This window comes from Enterobacter cloacae complex sp. SHL009 (genome assembly GCF_049237205.1).
Classification (GTDB): Bacteria; Pseudomonadota; Gammaproteobacteria; order Enterobacterales; family Enterobacteriaceae; genus Enterobacter; species Enterobacter cloacae_M.
Map to the genome: position 1 here is coordinate 319,519 of NZ_JBMKIW010000001.1, position 18,644 is coordinate 338,162.

The window sequence follows — 18,644 nt, forward strand, 5'->3', positions numbered from 1 at the left end:
GATCTCCCGGCGGTTTTTTTATTTCTGCAACATTGAACTGTAACCAAAGGCAACGCACACTAGAGAATTGATCTTAACCGCGAGTGCCGCATGTCTGTCTCACGCTTCAAATTCTCCGTTAAACCGCAGGAAGCCATCCTCATTCTCATCACCATGTTCTGGGGCGGGACGTTTCTGGCCGTTCAGTACGCGGTGACCCTCAGCGATCCGTTCTTTTTTGTTGGCCTGCGCTTTGCGACGGCGGCACTTGCCGTGGGGCTAATTTCGCTTAAAACGCTGCGGGGACTGACGCTGAAAGAACTTAAGGCCGGCGTGGCGATCGGGGTGGCGATAGCGATGGGCTACAGCCTGCAGACGTGGGGATTGCAGACCATCTCCAGCAGTAAATCCGCGTTTATCACCGCCATGTATGTGCCGCTGGTGCCGCTACTGCAGTGGCTGTGCCTGGGGCGGCTGCCGGGGCTAATGTCCTGTATTGGCATCGTGCTGGCGTTTATCGGCCTGATCTTACTGGCCGGGCCGGAAAACAACCTGCTTGCGCTGGGGCCGGGCGAAATCATCACCCTGATTGGGGCTATTGCCATTGCGGCGGAAATTATTCTGATTAGCGCCTGGGCGGGCAAGGTCGACGTCAAACGGGTGACGGTGGTGCAGCTCGCCACGGCGTCGCTGGTGGCGTTTGCGACAATGGTTCCGGCAGGGGAATCCGTGCCGCCGATGTCCACCGGCCTGGTGGTGGTCGCACTGGGGCTGGGTATCTTCAGCGCCATTATTCAGGTCACTATGAACTGGGCGCAGCGCAGCGTGTCGCCGACGCGGGCAACGGTGATCTACACCGGTGAGCCGGTCTGGGCAGGCATTTTCGGGCGACTCGCCGGCGAGCGTTTGCCGCTGCTGGCGCTGGTGGGCGCGGCATTTATTGTCGCCGGGGTGCTGGTAAGCGAGTTAAAGGTCAGAAAGCGTCGGGGTGAGGTCAGGGATTTGACTGCAAAAGAAGGTTTAGATTGAAAAAATGGACAGGCTTATTTACGATGTGTACGGATAAATACCGTACACGGTGATGTAAACCATGCCAGCACTTAAAAAACAGCGTATCGATCTTCGCTTAACGGACGAAGACAAAACAATGATTGAAGAAGCGGCGGCGATGACGAACCAAACGATCACCCAGTTTATGGTGAACAGTGCGTCAGAGCGTGCTGCAGAGGTCATTGAGCAGCACCGTCGTCTCGTGTTAAACGAAGCATCATGGAATGCGGTGATGGATGCCATCGACAATCCGCCTGAGCCAAATGAACGCCTGAAACGAGCAGCAAAACGGCTTCGAAACATGGAGTGAAGCGCCGTGGAGAATCTCACGATCGAAATGTTATCAGAGGGAACCGATTATGACTTCGAGGATTTTGATTGTGGCGAACCCTCGCTAAATGCCTTCCTTGCTGAACATCTGGTGCGTCAGCACAATGGGCGTATTTTACGAGCCTACCTGCTTAAAGAGCGCGATCGTCCGCGTGTCCTGGGTTATTACACGTTATCGGGAAGCTGTTTTGAAAGAGCGATGCTTCCTTCTAAGACTCAGCAGCGCCGGATCCCTTATATCAACGTACCCAGCGTGACGCTGGGACGTCTGGCTGTAGATAAAACACTACAGGGAAACGAGTGGGGAACAACGCTCGTTGCGCATGCTATGCGCGTTGTCTACCTGGCTTCACAGGCTGTGGGGGTACACGGAATATTTGTTGATGCCCTTAACGAGCGGGCAAAACGATTTTATCTGAAGCAGGGCTTTATCCCGCTGACAGGTGAAAACAGCCATTCTTTGTTCTTCCCTACAAAATCTATCGAACGGCTGTTTGAGCAAGAGTGATTGCTTTACTACCTGTTGTTCTGAAGGAATGTACATGTCGGGTAAGGCCTGGCCGTCACCCGACATGGTGATTTCACGAATCCTGATGCACGACGGCGCCCTGCGGCGCGGCGGCCATCCGGCGGCTCAGCAGGGCGTTAAGCAGGATCGCGCCGAAGGTCGCCGTGCCAATCCCACCAATCGTGAACCCGCCCAGCGTCAGGGCAAAATCGCCCGCGCCCAGCACCAGCGTGACCGCCACCATAATCAGGTTGCCGTTCTGGCTGAGATCGACCCGATGCTGCACCCAGATACGCGCGCCGGCTACGGCGATCAGCCCAAACACCACGATTGAGGCTCCGCCGATGACCGGTGACGGAATAGTGTGGATCAGCGCGCCGAATTTCGGCGAAAATCCGAGCAGCATCGCCATCACCGCCGCCGCCACGAAGACCAGCGTCGAGTAGACCTTGGTCACCGCCATCACGCCGATGTTTTCAGCATAGGTGGTGACGCCGCTGCCGCCTACGGAACCGGAGAGCATGGTCGCCAGACCGTCACCGACGAACGCGCGGCCCATGTACGGATCCATGCTGCGCCCGGTCATCCCCGCAACCGCTTTCAGGTGGCCTAAGTTCTCCGCCACCAGGATCACCGCCACCGGTGCGATAAGCATCATCGCCTGGGTGTTAAAGGTGGGCGAGGTCACCTTCGGCAGGCCGAACCAGGCGGCCTGGTGGAGCAGCGTAAAGTCAACCGGCTTGCCCAGACCGAAAACGTTGGCCAGCAGGGCGTAGACCAGGCAAGCCACGATGAGTCCGACCAGAATCAGCAGCCGCTGAATCATGCCGCGCGTGAACACCGCCACCAGGCCGATGCACAGAACCGTGATCACCGCCATCCAGCTTTCAAACGGCGAGGCGGAGACGCTCCTGACCGCAATTGGCGCGAGGTTGAGGCCTATCGCCATCACCACGGCGCCCGTCACGACGGGAGGCATCATTCGCTCGATCCAGCGCGTGCCGATTTTCATCACCACCAGACCAATCAGGGTGTAGACCAGACCACAGGCGATGATGCCGCCGAGGGCCACGCTCAGGTTAGGGTTGATCCCCTGGCCGTTAAACCCGGTGGTGGCGATGACCACTCCGACAAAGGCGGCGCTGGAGCCGAGATAGCTGGGCACGCGCCCGCCGGTGACGAAAAAGAACAGCAGGGTACCGATACCCGACATCAGAATAGACAGGTTGGGATCGAGTCCCATCAGCATCGGCATCAGCACCGTGGCGCCAAACATGGCGACCGCGTGCTGGACGCCCATCACCATCGTCTGCCCGAGCGGGAGACGTTCATCCGGCGCGACCACGCCTGCTTCTGTGGAGGTCGATTTCAACTGCCAGTGGGGAAATCCGAACATGGTCTGTCTCCTTAAGGCGGGTTAACAGGCGGGTCGCATAAGCGCGTGATAGCCGCGGTCAAACCACACCAGCCCTTGCGGCGCGGGGTGGCGAATAATCGAAATAATGTCGCAAAACAGAATGTCGTGGGTGCCGACGCTCACTACCTGGCTGATGCGGCAGTCAAACGAGGCCAGCGCATCTTCCAGGCGCGGACAGCCCGTGTCGCCCGTCTGCCAGCGTGCGGCGGCAAAGCGTTCCTCCATCGGCGTTTTTCCGCCAAACAGGTTAGATAAAGGCTCCTGTCCGGCGCTCAGGGTATTCACGCAAAGGGTGCGGTTTTCGCTAAACGTTGGCCAGACGGACGCGCCGCGGTTCAGGCACACCAGCAGGGTGGGCGGTGAATCCGTTACGCTGCACACCGCGCTGGCGGTGAAGCCTGCCATCCCCGCCGGGCCGTCGGTGGTGATGATGTTGACCGCCGCGCCAACGCAGGCCATGGCGTCGCGAAAGGTTTGTTTATCCGGTGTTGTCATCATCGCTCCTTACGCCAGCCCGCAGGCATCGTCGAAGTCCAGGCGCGGCAGGCGCCCGTAAAGTTTGCCCGGGTCGCCGTAGCCAATGTTGATCAGCAGATTGCTTTTAAGCGTCGTGCCGGTGAAAAAGGCCTCGTCGACCTTTTGACGGTCAAAGCCCGACATCGGGCCGGTGTCCAGCCCCAGCGCGCGACAGGCGAAGATCAGGTAGGCAGCCTGCAGCGAGCTGTTGCGAAAGGCGGTCTCTTCCGCCAGCGCGGGGCTTGCGGTAAACCAGCTCTTTGCATCGCCGTGCGGGAACAGCTCGGGCAGGCGCTCGTAGAATTCACCGTCCCAGGCGACAATTGCCGTGACCGGAGCCGTGAGCGTTTTCTCAAGGTTGCCGCTGGAGAGCGCCGGACGCAGCTTCTCTTTTCCCTCCGCGCTTCGCACAAACACAATGCGCGCCGGGGAGCAGTTGGCGGACGTTGGCCCCCATTTCATCAGGTTGTAGATTTCGCGCAGCGTTTCGTCGCTGACGGGCATATTCTGCCAGCCGTTATGGGTGCGGGCGCCGGTGAACAGCGTTTCCAGCGCGGCGGGGGTAATGGCTTCGCTCATTAAAGCTCCTTATAAAGCGGGTTCCGGGCTGTGCAGCAGGCTGGCAAGCCCGTTCAGCAGCAGGGTGTTGAAGGTATCCGGCTCGGTGACGTTGCAGGCATGCCCGCCCTGGCGCATCACCGCGACGTGGCTGTGCGGGATCGCCGCCTGCAGTTCAGACGAGCAGACCGCGGGCACCAGCATGTCGTCGGCGGAGCAGATGATCTGGACCGGGCAGCGAATGCGCGCCGCATGGCGGCTGAAGTCGGCCTTTTTCAGGGCGCTAAGCCTGTGCAGCAGGTTAGTTTTGCCCTGGAAATGGGCCAGCGCCAGCGCTTCTTCGGCCTCAAGACGGGGGGCGCGGGCGGCCATCCAGTCCGCCGGATAGAGAAACAGCGGCTGCGCCTCGACCCACGCCTGTGCGCCGCCGTAATGCAGCAGGCGCTCGCGGACCTGAAAGCAGCGCCGGGTGTGGGCGTTGAGGGTCAACCAGCCGTTGACGCACACCAGCGCGGTGAGGGCGTCGGGCCCGTCGAGGGCCAGCTGCAGGCCAACCAGCGCCCCCAGCGCGTGCCCCACGACGCTGTAGCGTTCAATCCCGGCATCCGCCAGCGCCCGGGCCAGCTCGTCCGCCATCTGCGCAAGGCTGTAGTCCTCCGGCAGGGTGGCGGGGTTATTGCCCGTTCCGAGCTGGTCATAGCACACCACCTGATACTCCGGCTCCAGCGCGGCCAGCTGGGGCAGCCAGTAGCTGCCGCTGCCGCCGAGACCGGAAATTAAGACCACCACGGGCGCGCCTTCATACGGGGGCGGCGAGACGGAAAGTTTCATACCTGCCTCACTTCGCGATGTGCGCAACGGTGGCGATTTCAACCAGCGCCTCTGGCTTCACCAGCCCACACTGAATGCAGAACCGCGCCGGTTTATCGCCGGGGAAGAACTCGGCGTAAATCTCGTTAATCGCGGCGTAGTTTTTCCAGTCGGTGATAAAGATGCTGTTGAAGGTCACATCCTCCATCGTGCCACCCGCCGTTTCGATCACGGTTTTGATCGTCTCCAGCACGTGGCGGGTTTGCGCCTTTGGGTCGTTGATAAACACCACGTTGTTGTCTTTATCAAACGGCAGCGTGCCGGAGACATACACCACGCCGTCGGCGAGTGTGCCGGGGACAAAAGGGGCAATCGGCGTGCTGGTGCCCGGCGGAATAATCACGGATTTTGGCATCAGGTGTCTCCTCAGGCGATACGGGCAAGCGGGGGATTCAGGGCGTCGCAGAAATCATTGACGTTACTGACCCAGCCAAAAAAGGTTTCGATATTGAACAGGGCCGCCTTCTGGGCGAATTCCGGCCCGGCCTGGTGGGTCGCGTCTTCCAGCACCACGCCAAAATACTCGAGGAAAAAGCCGTCGCGCAGGGTCGACTCCACGCAGACGTTGGTGGCGATCCCGGTGAATATCAGATGGCGAATGCCCCGGCTGCGCAGCAGGCTATCGAGCGGCGTGTTGAAAAAGCCGCTGTAGCGCGGTTTGGGCAGGACAATATCGCCCGCCTGCGGTACCAGTTCATCCACCAGCTGATAGTCCCAGCCGCCTTTCGCCAGCAGCTTGCCCTGCAGTTCGGGCCGTTTACGCATGGTTTTCAGAGCGTTCGACTTGTGGAAGTTGGGCGAGCCGGGGCCGCCGGCCTCGACGTACTGGTCATCCCAGCCGTTCTGGAACCAGATGATGAGCATGCCCGCGGCGCGCGCGGCGGCGACGGCGGTTTTAATGTTCTCAATCACCGGCCGGGTGGCGGAGACGTCGAACCCCGCCAGATCCAGATAGCCGCCCTGGCTGGCGTAGGCGTTTTGCATGTCCACCACGATCAGCGCGCTCTGCTGGGGCGCGAAGGTAATAGCTTCCGGGCGTGCGTTAAGGGTCGTCATTACGCCACCTCCTTCGTGACGGCGGGGATGTGGGCGCGGCACTGCATCAGCGGCTGGATGCGCTCGCCGAAGGTCTCCACGCCGGTGAGGAAATCGTCGAAGGTCAGCAGAACGCCTTCCGCACCGGGCACGGCCGCCACTTCGTCCAGCATTCTGGCGACGCTGGCGTACGAGCCGACCAGGGTGCCCATGTTGATATTGACGGCGGAGGTCGGATCGGCCATCTGGCGAACGTTGGTATCTGCCCCGGAGCGGGTATCCTTCTGGCTCTGCTCGGTCAGCCAGCTCAGGGCCTCCTCGTCGGCACCATCCTTATAGCGCTCCCATTTGGCGCGCGCGGCGTCGTCGGTTTCGTCGGCAATCACCATAAACAGCACGTAGGAGCCCACGTCGCGCCCGGTTTTATCGGCGGCCTCTTTCATCCGCGCGGCGGTCGGGGCGAAGGCGGCAGGCGTATTCACCCCTTTACCGAAGCAGAAGTTGAAGTCGGCGTATTTGGCGGAAAATTCCATCCCCGCGTCGCTTTGTCCGGCGCAAATCACCTTCATCGGCACCGACGGCTGCGGGCTGACGCGGCAGTCGTTCATGGTGAAGAAATCGCCCTTGAAATCGCTTTTGCCGGTCCCCCACAGGTCGCGCAGCACCTGCACGTATTCGGTCAGGTAGTCGTAGCGACGCGAGAAGTAGTCGTCACCCGGCCAGAGCCCCATCTGCTCGTACTCCGGTTTTTGCCAGCCGGTGACCAGGTTGACGCCAAAGCGCCCGCCGGAGATCGAGTCGATGGTGGAGGCCATGCGCGCGACGATTGCCGGGGGCAGGGTGAGGGTGGCGGCGGTGGCGTAGATTTGGATCCGCGAAGTGACCGCGGCCAGCCCGGCCATCAGGGTAAAGGACTCCAGGTTGTGGTCCCAGAATTCGGTTTTGCCGCCAAAGCCGCGCAGCTTGATCATCGAAAGCGCAAAGTCGAAATGGTAGTGTTCCGCTTTCTGCACGATGGCTTTATTGAGCTCAAAGGTCGGCATGTATTGCGGTGCAGTGGTCGAGATAAGCCAGCCGTTGTTGCCGATGGGTACAAATACGCCAATTTTCATCACGAACCTCTCTTCATTACGTCGCAGGTGTAACGGTGTTTTTGCAAAGGCAGTGCCAGTTTTGAAAATGGCTGTGTTATTAATGTGTTAATTAGAAGTTGGTGGATTGATGCGGCCAAATGTGGACTAACTGGTCAAAAACATTGCACAGAAAACAGGCATTCATGCGCGATCGGAGTGCAGGGTGTCGTGGGGAGACGGGGGTTTTGCTATGCTGAGGGCAACGCAGAATAAGGAGAGCGGGAATGACACAAGGCGCAGTGAAAACACCAGGTAAACGTTCGCAGGCGGTGAGCGCCAAGAAGCAGGCGATCCTCAGCGCGGCGCTGGAGACTTTTTCGCAGTTTGGTATTCACGGCACGCGCCTGGAGCAGGTGGCGGAGCAGTCCGGCGTATCCAAAACCAATCTGCTTTACTATTACCCGTCGAAAGAGGCGCTCTATGTGGCGGTGATGCAGCAGATCCTCGATATCTGGCTGGCGCCTCTCAAAGCGTTCCGCGCAGAGCTGGCCCCGCTGGTGGCGATCAAAGAGTATATTCGCCTGAAGCTGGAGGTGTCGCGCGATTACCCGCAGGCGTCGCGACTGTTTTGTCTTGAGATGCTGCAGGGCGCGCCGCTGCTGCAGGCGGAGTTAACCGGAGATTTAAAACAGCTGGTGGACGATAAGTCGGCCATTATTGCCGGATGGGTCGCCAGCGGAAAGCTGGCCCCGGTCGACCCGCATCATCTGATCTTTATGATTTGGGCCTCCACCCAGCATTACGCTGACTTTGCGGCCCAGGTTGAGGCGGTGACCGGTAAAACGCTCCAGGACGAGGCGTTTTTCCACAGCACCCTGGAAAACGTGCAGCGGATGATTATCGAAGGGATCCGCCTGCGCTAGTTTCCCGGCGGGAGAGGGCAGCTTAAGTCGCCCTCTTCACACTGCATCAGCGAGGCCAGAAACGCTTCGCGCTCCACGGTTTTTTCCGCCAGGCACTGGTTAACAATCATTGGCTGGACGCTCCCGCCTTCTGTCCCCGAACCGATAAAAGCGCAGTCCGCATCGCGCAGGGTAATCCACGCCTGCTGCGCTTTTTTCAGCAGGTCTCGCTGGGGCGCTGCCGCACGCTTAACGGCGGCCTGATAGGTCTGGTTGAGTTTTTTATCGGCAGCCTGGTACTGCTGCGCGCTACAGGTATTCAGTTCAAGCTGGGTGGTCGCTTTGTCGCACTCGTCGGCCAGCGCGCTGGCGCTCAGCAGCAGTGCCGCACTGGCGATAAGATATCGTTTCATATACTCCCCAATAAAATAAGGCTCCGTCTCCGGAGCCTTATTAGCACAGCGTTAGCCTATTGTCATCAGGCTGGCGTTACCGCCTGCTGCCGCGGTGTTGACGCTGAGCGAGCGCTCAACGTACAGACGCTCCAGCAGCAGGTTGGTTTCCCCGCGCGCAAAGCCCTGCACGGAAACGATGGCGCCGCTGCGGGCCGCAATCTGCTCGCACAGTTCGCGCAGCTGGTCGGAATCACCGTGATAAATCACCGCATCAAACGGCTGGGTCAGCAGGTTATCGGCTTTCGCGAAGCGAATGCGGGCCGAGACCGCTTTCGGCAGCTGTTTGGCGAGATCGCGATGCAGGGCATCTTCCGGCCACAGCACTTCACAGCCGGTTGCCATGGCGGCGGCCAGCTGCACCAGCGCGTCCTGCTCGTTATCGGCCACGCACAGCACGCGCTCGCGCGGCATCAGCGTCCAGGTGTTGCGCTCGCCGGTTGGACCCGGCAGCAGACGCTGCGTGCCCGCCTGCGCCAGCTCGCCGTACTGCTGGGCAACGGCACGCAGTTCAGGGCGTTTTTCCGCCCAGGCGATCAGCGCCTCCAGCGGCTGGGTCAGTACGGTTTTCAGCTGCGCATCCACCGGATACTCCGCATCCTGGCGTGCCAGGGTGACGCCCAGAGCGTTCTCCGGACGGTTAGCCAGCAGACGGTACAGGTAGAGCGGACCGCCCGCTTTCGGACCGGTGCCGGAAAGGCCTTCGCCGCCGAACGGCTGCACGCCCACGACCGCTCCGACCATGTTGCGGTTGACGTACAGGTTGCCCACTTTGGCGCTGCCGGTGACCTGCGCGATAGTCTCGTCGATACGGGTATGCACGCCGAGCGTCAGGCCATAGCCGGAGGCGTTGATCTGCTCAACCAGCTCGTTCAGGTTGTTACGGTTGTAGCGCACCACGTGCAGCACCGGGCCGAAGACCTCTTTTTTCAGCTCGTCGAAGCTTGCCAGCTCAATCAGCGTTGGCGGCACAAAGGTGCCGGTCCGCCATTCGCGGGCATCTTCGCTGTTCTCGCGCACCGCCTGGAATACCGGACGGCCTTTCGCGCGCATGGTCTGAATGTGGTTTTCGATGTTGGCTTTGGCTTCCGCGTCGATCACCGGTCCGATGTCGGTGGTGAGACGGCCCGGGTTGCCCATGCGGCATTCCGCCATCGCACCGCGCAGCATCTTCAGCGTGTGGTCCGCCACGTCGTCCTGCAGGCACAGCACGCGCAGGGCGGAGCAGCGCTGACCGGCGCTGTCGAACGCGGAGGCCAGCACGTCGACCACCACCTGCTCGGTGAGCGCGGAGGAGTCAACGATCATGGCATTCATCCCGCCGGTTTCCGCGATGAGCGGCGTAGGACGGCCCTGCGCATCCAGACGGGTGGCAATATTGCGCTGCAGCAGCGACGCCACTTCGGTCGAACCGGTAAACATCACGCCGCGCACGCGGTTGTCGGAGGTCAGTTTGGCACCGACCGTTTCACCGCGGCCCGGCAGCAGCTGGACCACGCCCGCCGGCACGCCGGCTTCCAGAAGAATGTTAATGCCCTGCGCGGCAATCAGCGGGGTCTGCTCTGCCGGTTTTGCCAGCACGCTGTTGCCAGCGGCCAGGGCGGCGGCAATCTGGCCGGTGAAGATCGCCAGCGGGAAGTTCCACGGGCTGATACAGACTACCGGGCCGAGCGGACGGTGGGTTTCGTTATCGAAATCATCGCGCACCTGACCGGCGTAGTAGTGCAGGAAGTCGACGGCCTCGCGCACTTCGGCAATCGCGTTGCTGAAGGTTTTACCCGCCTCGCGCACCAGAATGCCGATGAGCGACTGCATCTGATCTTCCATCAACACCGCCGCACGCTCCAGAATCGCGGCGCGCTCCTGCGGCGGCGTGGCAAACCAGATAGGGGCGTTGTTAACGGCGCTGTCCAGCGCCTGATCCACTTCCGCTTCGGTCGCTTCACGCGCGTAGCCGACGATATCCTTCGGCTCGGCCGGGTTGATCACCGGCTGCATTTCGCCGTCTGCAACGGGCTGCTCCAGCATCGGTTTGGCCTGCCACTTCTGCAGCGCGCTGTTGAGCAGGGCAGAGGAGAGGGACGCCAGACGGTGTTCGTTGGCGAGATCCAGACCCGCCGAGTTGACGCGGCCTTTGCCGTACAGCTCGCGCGGCAGGGCAATCTTCGGATGCGGCAGGCCAACCTGGCCTTCCTGCGCCGCCATCTTCTCAACGGCCTGCACCGGATCGGCCACCAGCTCGTCCAGCGGCAGCGTGGTGTCGGCGATGCGGTTAACGAAGGAGGTGTTCGCGCCGTTTTCCAGCAGACGACGCACCAGGTACGCCAGCAGGGTTTCGTGCGTTCCCACCGGAGCATAGATTCGGCATGGGCGGTTCAGCTTGCCGTCCGCCACTTTACCGGTGACCTGCTCGTACAGCGGTTCACCCATGCCGTGCAGGCACTGGAACTCGTACTGGCCTGGATAGTAGTTTTGCCCTGCCAGGCTGTAGATCGTCGCCAGGGTGTGGGCGTTGTGGGTAGCGAACTGCGGATAGATCAGGTTCGGCACGCCGAGCAGCTTTTTCGCACAGGCGAGGTAAGAGACGTCGGTGTATACCTTGCGGGTATAGACCGGATAGCCTTCCAGCCCTTCCATCTGGGCGCGTTTGATTTCGCTGTCCCAGTAGGCGCCTTTCACCAGACGGATCATCAGGCGACGGCGGCTGCGGCTGGCCAGGTCAATCAGGTAATCAATGACGAACGGGCAGCGCTTCTGGTAGGCCTGGATAACGAAGCCGATGCCGTTCCAGCCTGCCAGCTCCGGCTCGAAGCACAGTTTTTCCAGCAGATCGAGGGAGATCTCCAGACGGTCGGCCTCTTCGGCGTCAATGTTAATGCCGATATCATACTGGCGCGCCAGCAGGGTCAGGGACTTCAGGCGCGGGTAGAGTTCTTCCATCACACGGTCGTACTGCGCGCGGCTGTAGCGCGGGTGCAGGGCAGAAAGCTTGATAGAGATGCCCGGGCCTTCATAAATGCCGCGACCGTTGGACGCTTTACCGATGGCGTGGATCGCCTGCTGGTAAGAGACCATATAGGCCTGCGCGTCGGCGGCGGTCAGGGCCGCTTCGCCCAGCATGTCGTACGAGTAGCGGAAACCTTTATCTTCCAGCTTGCGTGCGTTCGCCAGCGCTTCGGCAATGGTTTCCCCGGTGACGAACTGTTCGCCCATCAGGCGCATTGCCATGTCCACGCCTTTACGGATCAGCGGCTCGCCGCTCTTGCCGATGATGCGGTTCAGGGAGCGGGAGAGGTTGGCTTCGTTATGGGTGGAAACCAGTTTGCCGGTAAACAGCAGGCCCCAGGTGGCGGCGTTGACGAACAGCGACGGGCTACGGCCAATGTGGGAATGCCAGTTGCCGTTGCTGATCTTGTCGCGGATCAGCGCGTCGCGGGTGGCTTTATCCGGAATACGCAGCAGCGCTTCCGCGAGGCACATCAGCGCCACGCCTTCCTGAGAGGAGAGGGAAAACTCCTGCAGCAGACCCTGAACCATCCCGGCGCGGCCGGTGGCGGTTTTCTGGTTGCGCAGCTTGTCGGCTAACTGATACGCCAGGCTGTGTGCCTGTGCGGCAATGGCTTCCGGCAGGCGGGCCTGCTCCAGCAGCATCGGCACGGCGTCGGTTTCGGCACGGCGGTAGGCGCCGGTAATGGCGGCACGGCTGACGGACTGCGGCAGGATCTGCTCGGCAAATTCAAGGAACGGCTGATGGTTCTCGTCGCCAGCGGCCGGGGCTTCTTCGCTTTCATTCGCCGCGCCGGCCAGCAGGGCAGGCAGTTCCGGCAGGCCCTCATCGCTCTCGAGTCTTTCGAGATAGTTAAAAATCGCCTGCTTGATTAACCAGTGCGGCGTGCGGTCAATGCGGGTTGCTGCGGTCTTAATCCGTTCGCGGGTTGCGTCATCCAGCTTAACCCCCATGGTGGTCATACCCATGCCAAAGCTCCTGTTGTTCTGTAATAGCGTTCTGTAGATAGCGTGAAATATCCCCTATGTTGCAACTTTGTGCAACCGTGTTAAATGTGACCTGGTTTGCAACCCGGAAAATGAATGGATTGTTAACGAATGGTTAGCTGGGAAAACGCGCTGGCTTTTGTGCGGGAAGCCTGGTTTTATGCGGTAGTTAACACTTTTCAAAGGTGCAACCCGTAAAAGCGTGAGCGAGTGCAACCTATAGGAAACTCGTATCAAACCGGGGATGAAATTGATGTAAATGCAGTGTTAAATCGTTTGTCAGCGGAAGGCGCATACGGCAGGATAGCGCGCCCAACCGAAACACAAGATACATTCACCTCGTTCCGGTGATCATATAACAAGGCAGCCCGGATGGTTGTCGCTCGACATTTTGGAGAATTTGAATGGCTATTAGCACACCGATGCTGGTGACATTTCTCGTTTATATTTTTGGCATGATCCTGATAGGGTTTTTGGCGTGGCGTTCTACAAAGAACTTTGACGACTACATTCTGGGCGGACGCAGTTTAGGCCCGATGGTGACCGCACTCTCTGCGGGCGCCTCCGACATGAGCGGCTGGCTGCTGATGGGGCTGCCCGGCGCGATTTTCATCTCCGGTATCTCTGAAAGCTGGATCGCCATCGGCCTGACCGTCGGCGCGTGGATCAACTGGAAGCTGGTGGCAGGCCGTCTGCGCGTGCATACCGAGGCCAACAACAACGCCCTGACGCTGCCGGATTACTTCACCGGACGTTTTGAAGATAACAGCCGCATCCTGCGCATTATCTCTGCGGTAGTTATCCTGCTGTTCTTCACCATCTACTGCGCCTCCGGCATCGTGGCCGGCGCGCGTCTGTTCGAAAGCACCTTCGGCATGAGCTACGAAACCGCCCTGTGGGCCGGTGCGGCGGCGACCATCCTCTATACCTTCGTGGGCGGGTTCCTGGCGGTAAGCTGGACCGACACCGTGCAGGCGAGCCTGATGATCTTCGCCCTGATCCTGACCCCGGTGATTGTGATTTTCACCGTTGGCGGCTTTGGCGAATCGCTGGAAGTGATCAAGCAGAAGAGCATCGAAAATGTCGACATGCTGAAAGGGCTGAACTTCGTAGCCATCGTCTCCCTGATGGGCTGGGGCCTGGGCTACTTCGGTCAGCCGCATATCCTGGCGCGCTTTATGGCGGCGGATTCTCACCACACCATCGTTCATGCCCGTCGCATCAGTATGACGTGGATGATCCTGTGTCTGGCAGGCGCGTGTGCGGTCGGCTTCTTCGGCATCGCGTACTTCAACAACAACCCGGCGCAGGCGGGCGCGGTCAACCAGAACGCCGAGCGCGTGTTCATTGAACTGGCGCAAATTCTGTTTAACCCGTGGATTGCCGGTATTCTGCTCTCCGCAATCCTGGCGGCGGTGATGTCTACCCTGAGCTGCCAGCTGCTGGTCTGCTCCAGTGCGATCACCGAAGACCTTTACAAAGCCTTTCTGCGTAAAAACGCGAGCCAGAAAGAGCTGGTGTGGGTAGGGCGCTTTATGGTGCTGCTGGTGGCGCTGATTGCCATCGCGCTGGCGGCCAACCCGGAAAACCGCGTGCTGGGCCTCGTGAGCTACGCGTGGGCGGGCTTCGGTGCGGCGTTTGGTCCGGTAGTGCTGTTCTCCGTCATGTGGTCACGTATGACCCGTAACGGCGCGCTGGCGGGGATGATCATTGGTGCGGTGACCGTTATCGTCTGGAAACAGTTCGCATGGCTGGGCCTGTACGAAATCATTCCGGGCTTCATCTTCGGCAGCATCGGCATCGTGGTGTTCAGCCTGCTGGGTAAAGCCCCGTCTGCCTCCATGCAGAAACGCTTTGCTGAAGCCGACGCGCATTACCACACTGCGCCGCCGTCTAAGCTCCAGGCGGAATAATTATTCTCGCTGCACAATGCAGGCCGGGTGAGCGCAAGCGCACCCGGCTTTTTTCTTGCCAAAATCCGTCATTTCCTGTGATATCCATGTGCTTATAACAATGAGGATAGCGAAGCATGACAATCAAAACAGGGGTAATGGCAGCAGCATTATTGATGCTCGCTGGCTGCACGACGCCATCGCAGCAGGCGGCGGTAGAGACCTGCAAAGCGGATAACCAGATGCAGCAAACCACGCTCTATTTCGGCTTAAATCGTCCTGCCGGGGCGCAGATCACCAGCAACGAGTGGCAGCAGTTTGTTGACCAGGACGTGACGCCGCGTTTCCGCGATGGCTTAACGGTGTTTGACGCGCGCGGGCAGTGGCTGGGGAACGACGGGAAAGTGGCGCGCGAACCCAGCAAAGCATTAATGCTGATCCACGGTAAAGATGCGCTGAGCGAGAAGAACATCGAAGCGTTGCGCGGGATTTATAAATCACGCTTCGCGCAGGAGTCGGTGATGCGCGTCGACCAGCCGGTGTGCGTGCAGTTCTAATAAAAACGGCGGGAAATCCCGCCGTTGCTGTATCGTAGGCCCGTGCAAGCGAAGCGCCGCCGGGCAAAAACACTTACAACACCAACCCCGCAAAGCTCGCCGACAGCAGGCTCACCAGCGTCGCGCCGTACACCAGACGCAGACCAAACCGCGACACCACGTTCCCCTGCTGCTCGTTCAGGCCCTTAATCGCCCCCGCCACAATGCCGATGGACGCGAAGTTCGCGAAGGACACCAGGAAGACGGATAAGATGCCCAGCCCGCGAGGAGACATCTGATGCGCGATTTTTTGCAGCTCAATCATCGCCACAAATTCATTCGCCACCAGCTTGGTCGCCATAATACTGCCCGCGTTCAGGGCGTCACTCAGCGGAATACCAATAAGCCATGCCAGCGGATAAAACACATAGCCCAAAATCTGCTGGAAGCTCATGCCAAATACGCTGGAGAAGAGGGCGTTAACGGCGCTAATAAGCGCGATAAAGCCAATCAGCATGGCCAGAATAATCATCGCCACCTTAAAACCGGCCAGAATATACTCGCCGAGCATTTCGAAGAAGCTCTGCGATTCATGCAGTTTTTCCAGCTTGATATCCGGCTCCGCTTCCGGGCGCGCCGGGTTGATAACGGAGAGAATAATAAAGGTGCTGAACATGTTCAGAATCAGCGCCGCGACGACAAATTTGGCGTCGAGCATGGTCATATAGGCGCCGACAATCGACAGGGAGACCGTCGACATTGCCGTGGCCGCCATGGTGAAGAGACGGCGAGAGGAGAGATCGCCCAGCACGCCTTTGTAGGCAATGAAGTTTTCCGACTGGCCGAGGATCAGCGAACTCACCGCGTTAAAGGATTCCAGCTTGCCCATACCGTTCAGTTTTGACAGCAGCGTGCCGATGACCCGAATAAAAATCGGCAGGATCCGCCAGTGCTGAAGAATACCAATCAGCGCGGAAATAAAAATAATTGGGCAAAGCACGCCGAGGAAAATGAACGCCAGCCCTTTTTCCCCCATTCCGCCAAAGACGAAATTGGTCCCTTCACCGGCAAATTTAAGCAGTGACTCAAAAAATCCCGAGACGTATTTAATCAGGAATAACCCGCTTTCGGCGTGCAGGAAAAAGAACGCCAGGGCAATCTCAATGACAATAAGCTGTAAAACATAACGAATGCGAATTTTTCGGCGGTCGAAACTCACCAGCCAGGCGAGCGCAAGAATAATCACCAGCGCCAGCAGGAAATGGACAATCTTAAACATGGTTTATTTTCAGTTGGTTTTTGAGAAGGATATTTAGCCACAGCGCTGGTTAACCGTAAATGGGCAATTTTATTATAACTTATAAACTTAACGGTAACGTCGGCAACTATTAACAGGCTTTGCGTTTACAACTCGTCATCAAAACACCACACATTTCGCTTGTGTTTCTTTTCGCCGTAATGATAATCACTATCACAAGAATTTACCTTTCTTTGCATCAGTTGACCGCGATAAACATTTAAGGTGTCGGCATGTTTGTTCCATTTCTCATTATGTTACGTGAAGGGCTCGAAGCTGCCCTCATCGTGAGCCTCATCGCCAGTTATCTGAAGCGAACCCAGCGCGGACGCTGGATTGGCGTCATGTGGGTCGGGGTATTCCTTGCCGCGGCGCTCTGTCTGGGCCTCGGTATCCTCATCAACGAAACCACCGGGGAGTTCCCGCAGAAAGAGCAGGAGCTGTTTGAGGGGATCGTCGCCGTAATTGCGGTGGTGATCCTTACCTGGATGGTGTTCTGGATGCGTAAAGTCTCGCGCAACGTGAAGGTGCAGCTGGAGCAGGCGGTGGATAACGCGCTGCAAAAGGGCAATAACCACGGCTGGGCGCTCATTATGATGGTCTTTTTCGCCGTCGCGCGTGAAGGCCTGGAGTCTGTTTTCTTCCTGCTGGCGGCGTTTCAGCAGGATGTGGGGATCTGGCCGCCGCTGGGTGCCGTGATGGGCCTCGCCACGGCCGTGGTGCTCGGGTTCCTGCTCTACTGGGGCGGTATCCGCCTGAACCTGGGCGCCTTCTTCAAGTGGACCAGCCTGTTTATTCTGCTGGTGGCGGCAGGGCTGGCGGCAGGGGCGATTCGCGCCTTCCATGAAGCGGGCCTGTGGAACCACTTCCAGGACGTGGCGTTTGACCTCAGCAACGTTCTCTCCACCCATTCTCTGACCGGCACCCTGCTCGAAGGTATCTTCGGCTATCAGGAAACGCCGAGCGTCAGCGAAGTGGCGATGTACTTTATCTATCTGGTTCCGGCGCTGGTGCTGTTCGCAATGCCGCCGCGTACCGGCACGCAGGCGTCGCGCGTTGCGCCGTAATCTTTGATTTAGTTACAACATACTTATAAAGGGAAGAGTCATGGCAATTCAGTTCCGTCGTAGTGCGTTATGCGCAGGCATTGCCGCGCTGTTCGCTTCTGCATTCTCCGCCTGGGGCGCGGATGTTCCTCAGGTTAAAGTCACCGTCAATGATAAGCAGTGTGAGCCGATGACCCTCACGGTGAACAGCGGCAAAACCCAGTTCATTATTCAGAACCACAGCCAGAAGGCGCTGGAGTGGGAGATCCTGAAAGGCGTTCTGGTAGTGGAGGAGCGCGAAAACATCGCCCCTGGCTTCAGCCAGAAGATGACCGCCAACCTGCAGCCGGGCGAGTATGAGATGACCTGCGGTCTGCTGACCAACCCTAAAGGGAAGCTGATCGTCAAAGGTGAAGCGACGGCCGATGCGGCGAAAGGCGCTGCGGTGCTGAGCCTGGGCGACGCGATTACGGCGTATAAAGCCTATGTCACGAAAGAGACGGCGGACCTGGCGGCGGCAACCAAAGCCTTTACCGATGCGGTGAAGGCCGGTGACATCGAAAAAGCGAAATCCCTCTATGCGCCAACCCGTCAGCACTACGAGCGCATCGAGCCGATTGCCGAACTGTTCTCTGACCTTGATGGCAGCATTGATGCCCGCGAAGATGATTATGAGCAGAAAGCCGCCGATCCGAAATTCACCGGTTTCCACCGTCTGGAAAAAGCCCTGTTTGGCGACAACTCTACCAAAGGGATGGAAAAATACGCCGAGCAGCTGAATGGCGACGTGCTGGAGCTGCAAAAGCGCATCAGCGAGCTGGCCTTCCCGCCGTCAAAAGTGGTGGGCGGCGCGGCCGGCCTGATTGAAGAAGTGGCCGCGAGCAAAATCAGCGGCGAAGAAGATCGCTACAGCCATACCGATCTGTGGGACTTCCAGGCCAACGTCGACGGCGCGCAGAAAATTGTTAACCTGCTGCGTCCTCAGCTGCAGAAAGAGAACGGCGAACTGCTGGCCAAAGTGGATGCCAACTTCAAAAAAGTCGACACCATTCTGGCGAAGTACCGGACTAAAGACGGGTTTGTAACCTACGACAAGCTGACCGATGCCGACCGTAACGCGCTGAAAGGCCCGATTACCGCTCTGGCGGAAGATCTCTCTCTGCTGCGCGGCGTACTGGGTCTGGACTAAG

General features: G+C 59.1%; 18 protein-coding genes. 8 read left to right on the forward strand and 10 right to left on the reverse strand.

What is annotated here, in order from left to right; translation table 11 throughout:
* The first annotated feature begins 90 nt into the window (after positions 1-90).
* The 3 genes from ACOTZC_RS01480 (at position 91) to ACOTZC_RS01490 (ending at position 1,867) form a co-directional block, all read left to right on the forward strand.
* The gene (locus ACOTZC_RS01480; protein WP_421635557.1) at positions 91-1,008 is read left to right on the forward strand and encodes a DMT family transporter; all 918 of its coding nucleotides are present in this window, start codon (positions 91-93) and stop codon (positions 1,006-1,008) included.
* 61 nt (positions 1,009-1,069) lie between these two features.
* Entirely contained in the window at positions 1,070-1,339 is a 270-nt protein-coding gene (locus tag ACOTZC_RS01485) for a DUF1778 domain-containing protein (protein ID WP_008499829.1), read from the forward strand.
* A gap of 27 nt (positions 1,340-1,366) precedes the next feature.
* Positions 1,367-1,867: a GNAT family N-acetyltransferase gene (locus ACOTZC_RS01490; protein WP_173654903.1), complete on the forward strand. Its 501-nt coding sequence runs from the start codon at positions 1,367-1,369 to the stop codon at positions 1,865-1,867.
* A gap of 73 nt (positions 1,868-1,940) precedes the next feature.
* Here ACOTZC_RS01490 and rutG read toward each other — a convergent pair whose 3' ends face one another.
* The 7 genes from rutG to rutA are packed head-to-tail and all read right to left on the reverse strand — an operon-like array spanning position 1,941 to position 7,375.
* Positions 1,941-3,263, reverse strand: coding sequence for a pyrimidine utilization transport protein G (rutG, locus tag ACOTZC_RS01495; RefSeq protein ID WP_023311081.1), 1,323 nt, complete (start codon positions 3,261-3,263; stop codon positions 1,941-1,943).
* Between the two features lie 21 nt (positions 3,264-3,284).
* Positions 3,285-3,779 (reverse strand): NADH-dependent FMN reductase RutF, encoded by a 495-nt coding sequence (rutF, locus tag ACOTZC_RS01500; RefSeq protein WP_047173172.1) that lies wholly within the window; start codon positions 3,777-3,779, stop codon positions 3,285-3,287.
* A gap of 9 nt (positions 3,780-3,788) precedes the next feature.
* Complete coding sequence (locus ACOTZC_RS01505) at positions 3,789-4,379, reverse strand: malonic semialdehyde reductase (protein WP_045354561.1); 591 nt, start codon at positions 4,377-4,379, stop codon at positions 3,789-3,791.
* Positions 4,380-4,388: 9 nt separating this feature from the next.
* The gene (gene rutD / locus ACOTZC_RS01510) at positions 4,389-5,189 is read right to left on the reverse strand and encodes a pyrimidine utilization protein D (RefSeq protein ID WP_047173173.1); all 801 of its coding nucleotides are present in this window, start codon (positions 5,187-5,189) and stop codon (positions 4,389-4,391) included.
* Between the two features lie 7 nt (positions 5,190-5,196).
* Positions 5,197-5,583: a pyrimidine utilization protein C gene (gene rutC, locus ACOTZC_RS01515; RefSeq protein WP_010429508.1), complete on the reverse strand. Its 387-nt coding sequence runs from the start codon at positions 5,581-5,583 to the stop codon at positions 5,197-5,199.
* 11 nt (positions 5,584-5,594) lie between these two features.
* Positions 5,595-6,284, reverse strand: coding sequence for a pyrimidine utilization protein B (rutB, locus tag ACOTZC_RS01520; RefSeq protein WP_045401795.1), 690 nt, complete (start codon positions 6,282-6,284; stop codon positions 5,595-5,597).
* Complete coding sequence (gene rutA, locus ACOTZC_RS01525; RefSeq protein ID WP_023617762.1) at positions 6,284-7,375, reverse strand: pyrimidine utilization protein A; 1,092 nt, start codon at positions 7,373-7,375, stop codon at positions 6,284-6,286. Before rutA ends, rutB begins: the two co-directional genes overlap by 1 nt.
* A gap of 245 nt (positions 7,376-7,620) precedes the next feature.
* On the opposite strand from rutA, the gene rutR reads away from it, so the two are divergent.
* Positions 7,621-8,259, forward strand: coding sequence for an HTH-type transcriptional regulator RutR (gene rutR / locus ACOTZC_RS01530; protein WP_023311087.1), 639 nt, complete (start codon positions 7,621-7,623; stop codon positions 8,257-8,259).
* Here rutR and ACOTZC_RS01535 read toward each other — a convergent pair.
* Positions 8,256-8,651 (reverse strand): lysozyme inhibitor LprI family protein, encoded by a 396-nt coding sequence (locus tag ACOTZC_RS01535; protein ID WP_163353671.1) that lies wholly within the window; start codon positions 8,649-8,651, stop codon positions 8,256-8,258. The two genes, rutR and ACOTZC_RS01535, sit on opposite strands and share 4 nt — an antisense overlap.
* A 51-nt stretch (positions 8,652-8,702) precedes the next feature.
* Positions 8,703-12,665 carry a trifunctional transcriptional regulator/proline dehydrogenase/L-glutamate gamma-semialdehyde dehydrogenase gene (putA, locus tag ACOTZC_RS01540; protein ID WP_421635558.1) on the reverse strand — a complete coding sequence of 1,321 codons (3,963 nt, stop codon included), beginning with the start codon at positions 12,663-12,665 and terminating at the stop codon, positions 8,703-8,705.
* Positions 12,666-13,087: 422 nt separating this feature from the next.
* Between putA and putP the strand changes: the two genes are divergently transcribed.
* Positions 13,088-14,596, forward strand: coding sequence for a sodium/proline symporter PutP (gene putP / locus ACOTZC_RS01545; RefSeq protein ID WP_023311090.1), 1,509 nt, complete (start codon positions 13,088-13,090; stop codon positions 14,594-14,596).
* A 116-nt stretch (positions 14,597-14,712) separates the two neighbouring features.
* A complete protein-coding gene (locus ACOTZC_RS01550) occupies positions 14,713-15,132 on the forward strand; it encodes a DUF3574 domain-containing protein (RefSeq protein WP_047742239.1) in 420 nt (139 codons plus the stop codon).
* Between the two features lie 73 nt (positions 15,133-15,205).
* Here ACOTZC_RS01550 and ACOTZC_RS01555 read toward each other — a convergent pair whose 3' ends face one another.
* Positions 15,206-16,390: a NupC/NupG family nucleoside CNT transporter gene (locus tag ACOTZC_RS01555; RefSeq protein ID WP_045354577.1), complete on the reverse strand. Its 1,185-nt coding sequence runs from the start codon at positions 16,388-16,390 to the stop codon at positions 15,206-15,208.
* 251 nt (positions 16,391-16,641) lie between these two features.
* On the opposite strand from ACOTZC_RS01555, the gene efeU reads away from it, so the two are divergent.
* Both efeU and efeO read left to right on the forward strand, forming a co-directional pair.
* Positions 16,642-17,475, forward strand: a complete 834-nt coding sequence (gene efeU, locus ACOTZC_RS01560) for an iron uptake transporter permease EfeU (RefSeq protein WP_045401808.1) — start codon at positions 16,642-16,644, stop codon at positions 17,473-17,475.
* Positions 17,476-17,515: 40 nt separating this feature from the next.
* A complete protein-coding gene (gene efeO, locus ACOTZC_RS01565) occupies positions 17,516-18,643 on the forward strand; it encodes an iron uptake system protein EfeO (protein ID WP_421635559.1) in 1,128 nt (375 codons plus the stop codon).
* Position 18,644 lies beyond the last annotated feature (1 nt).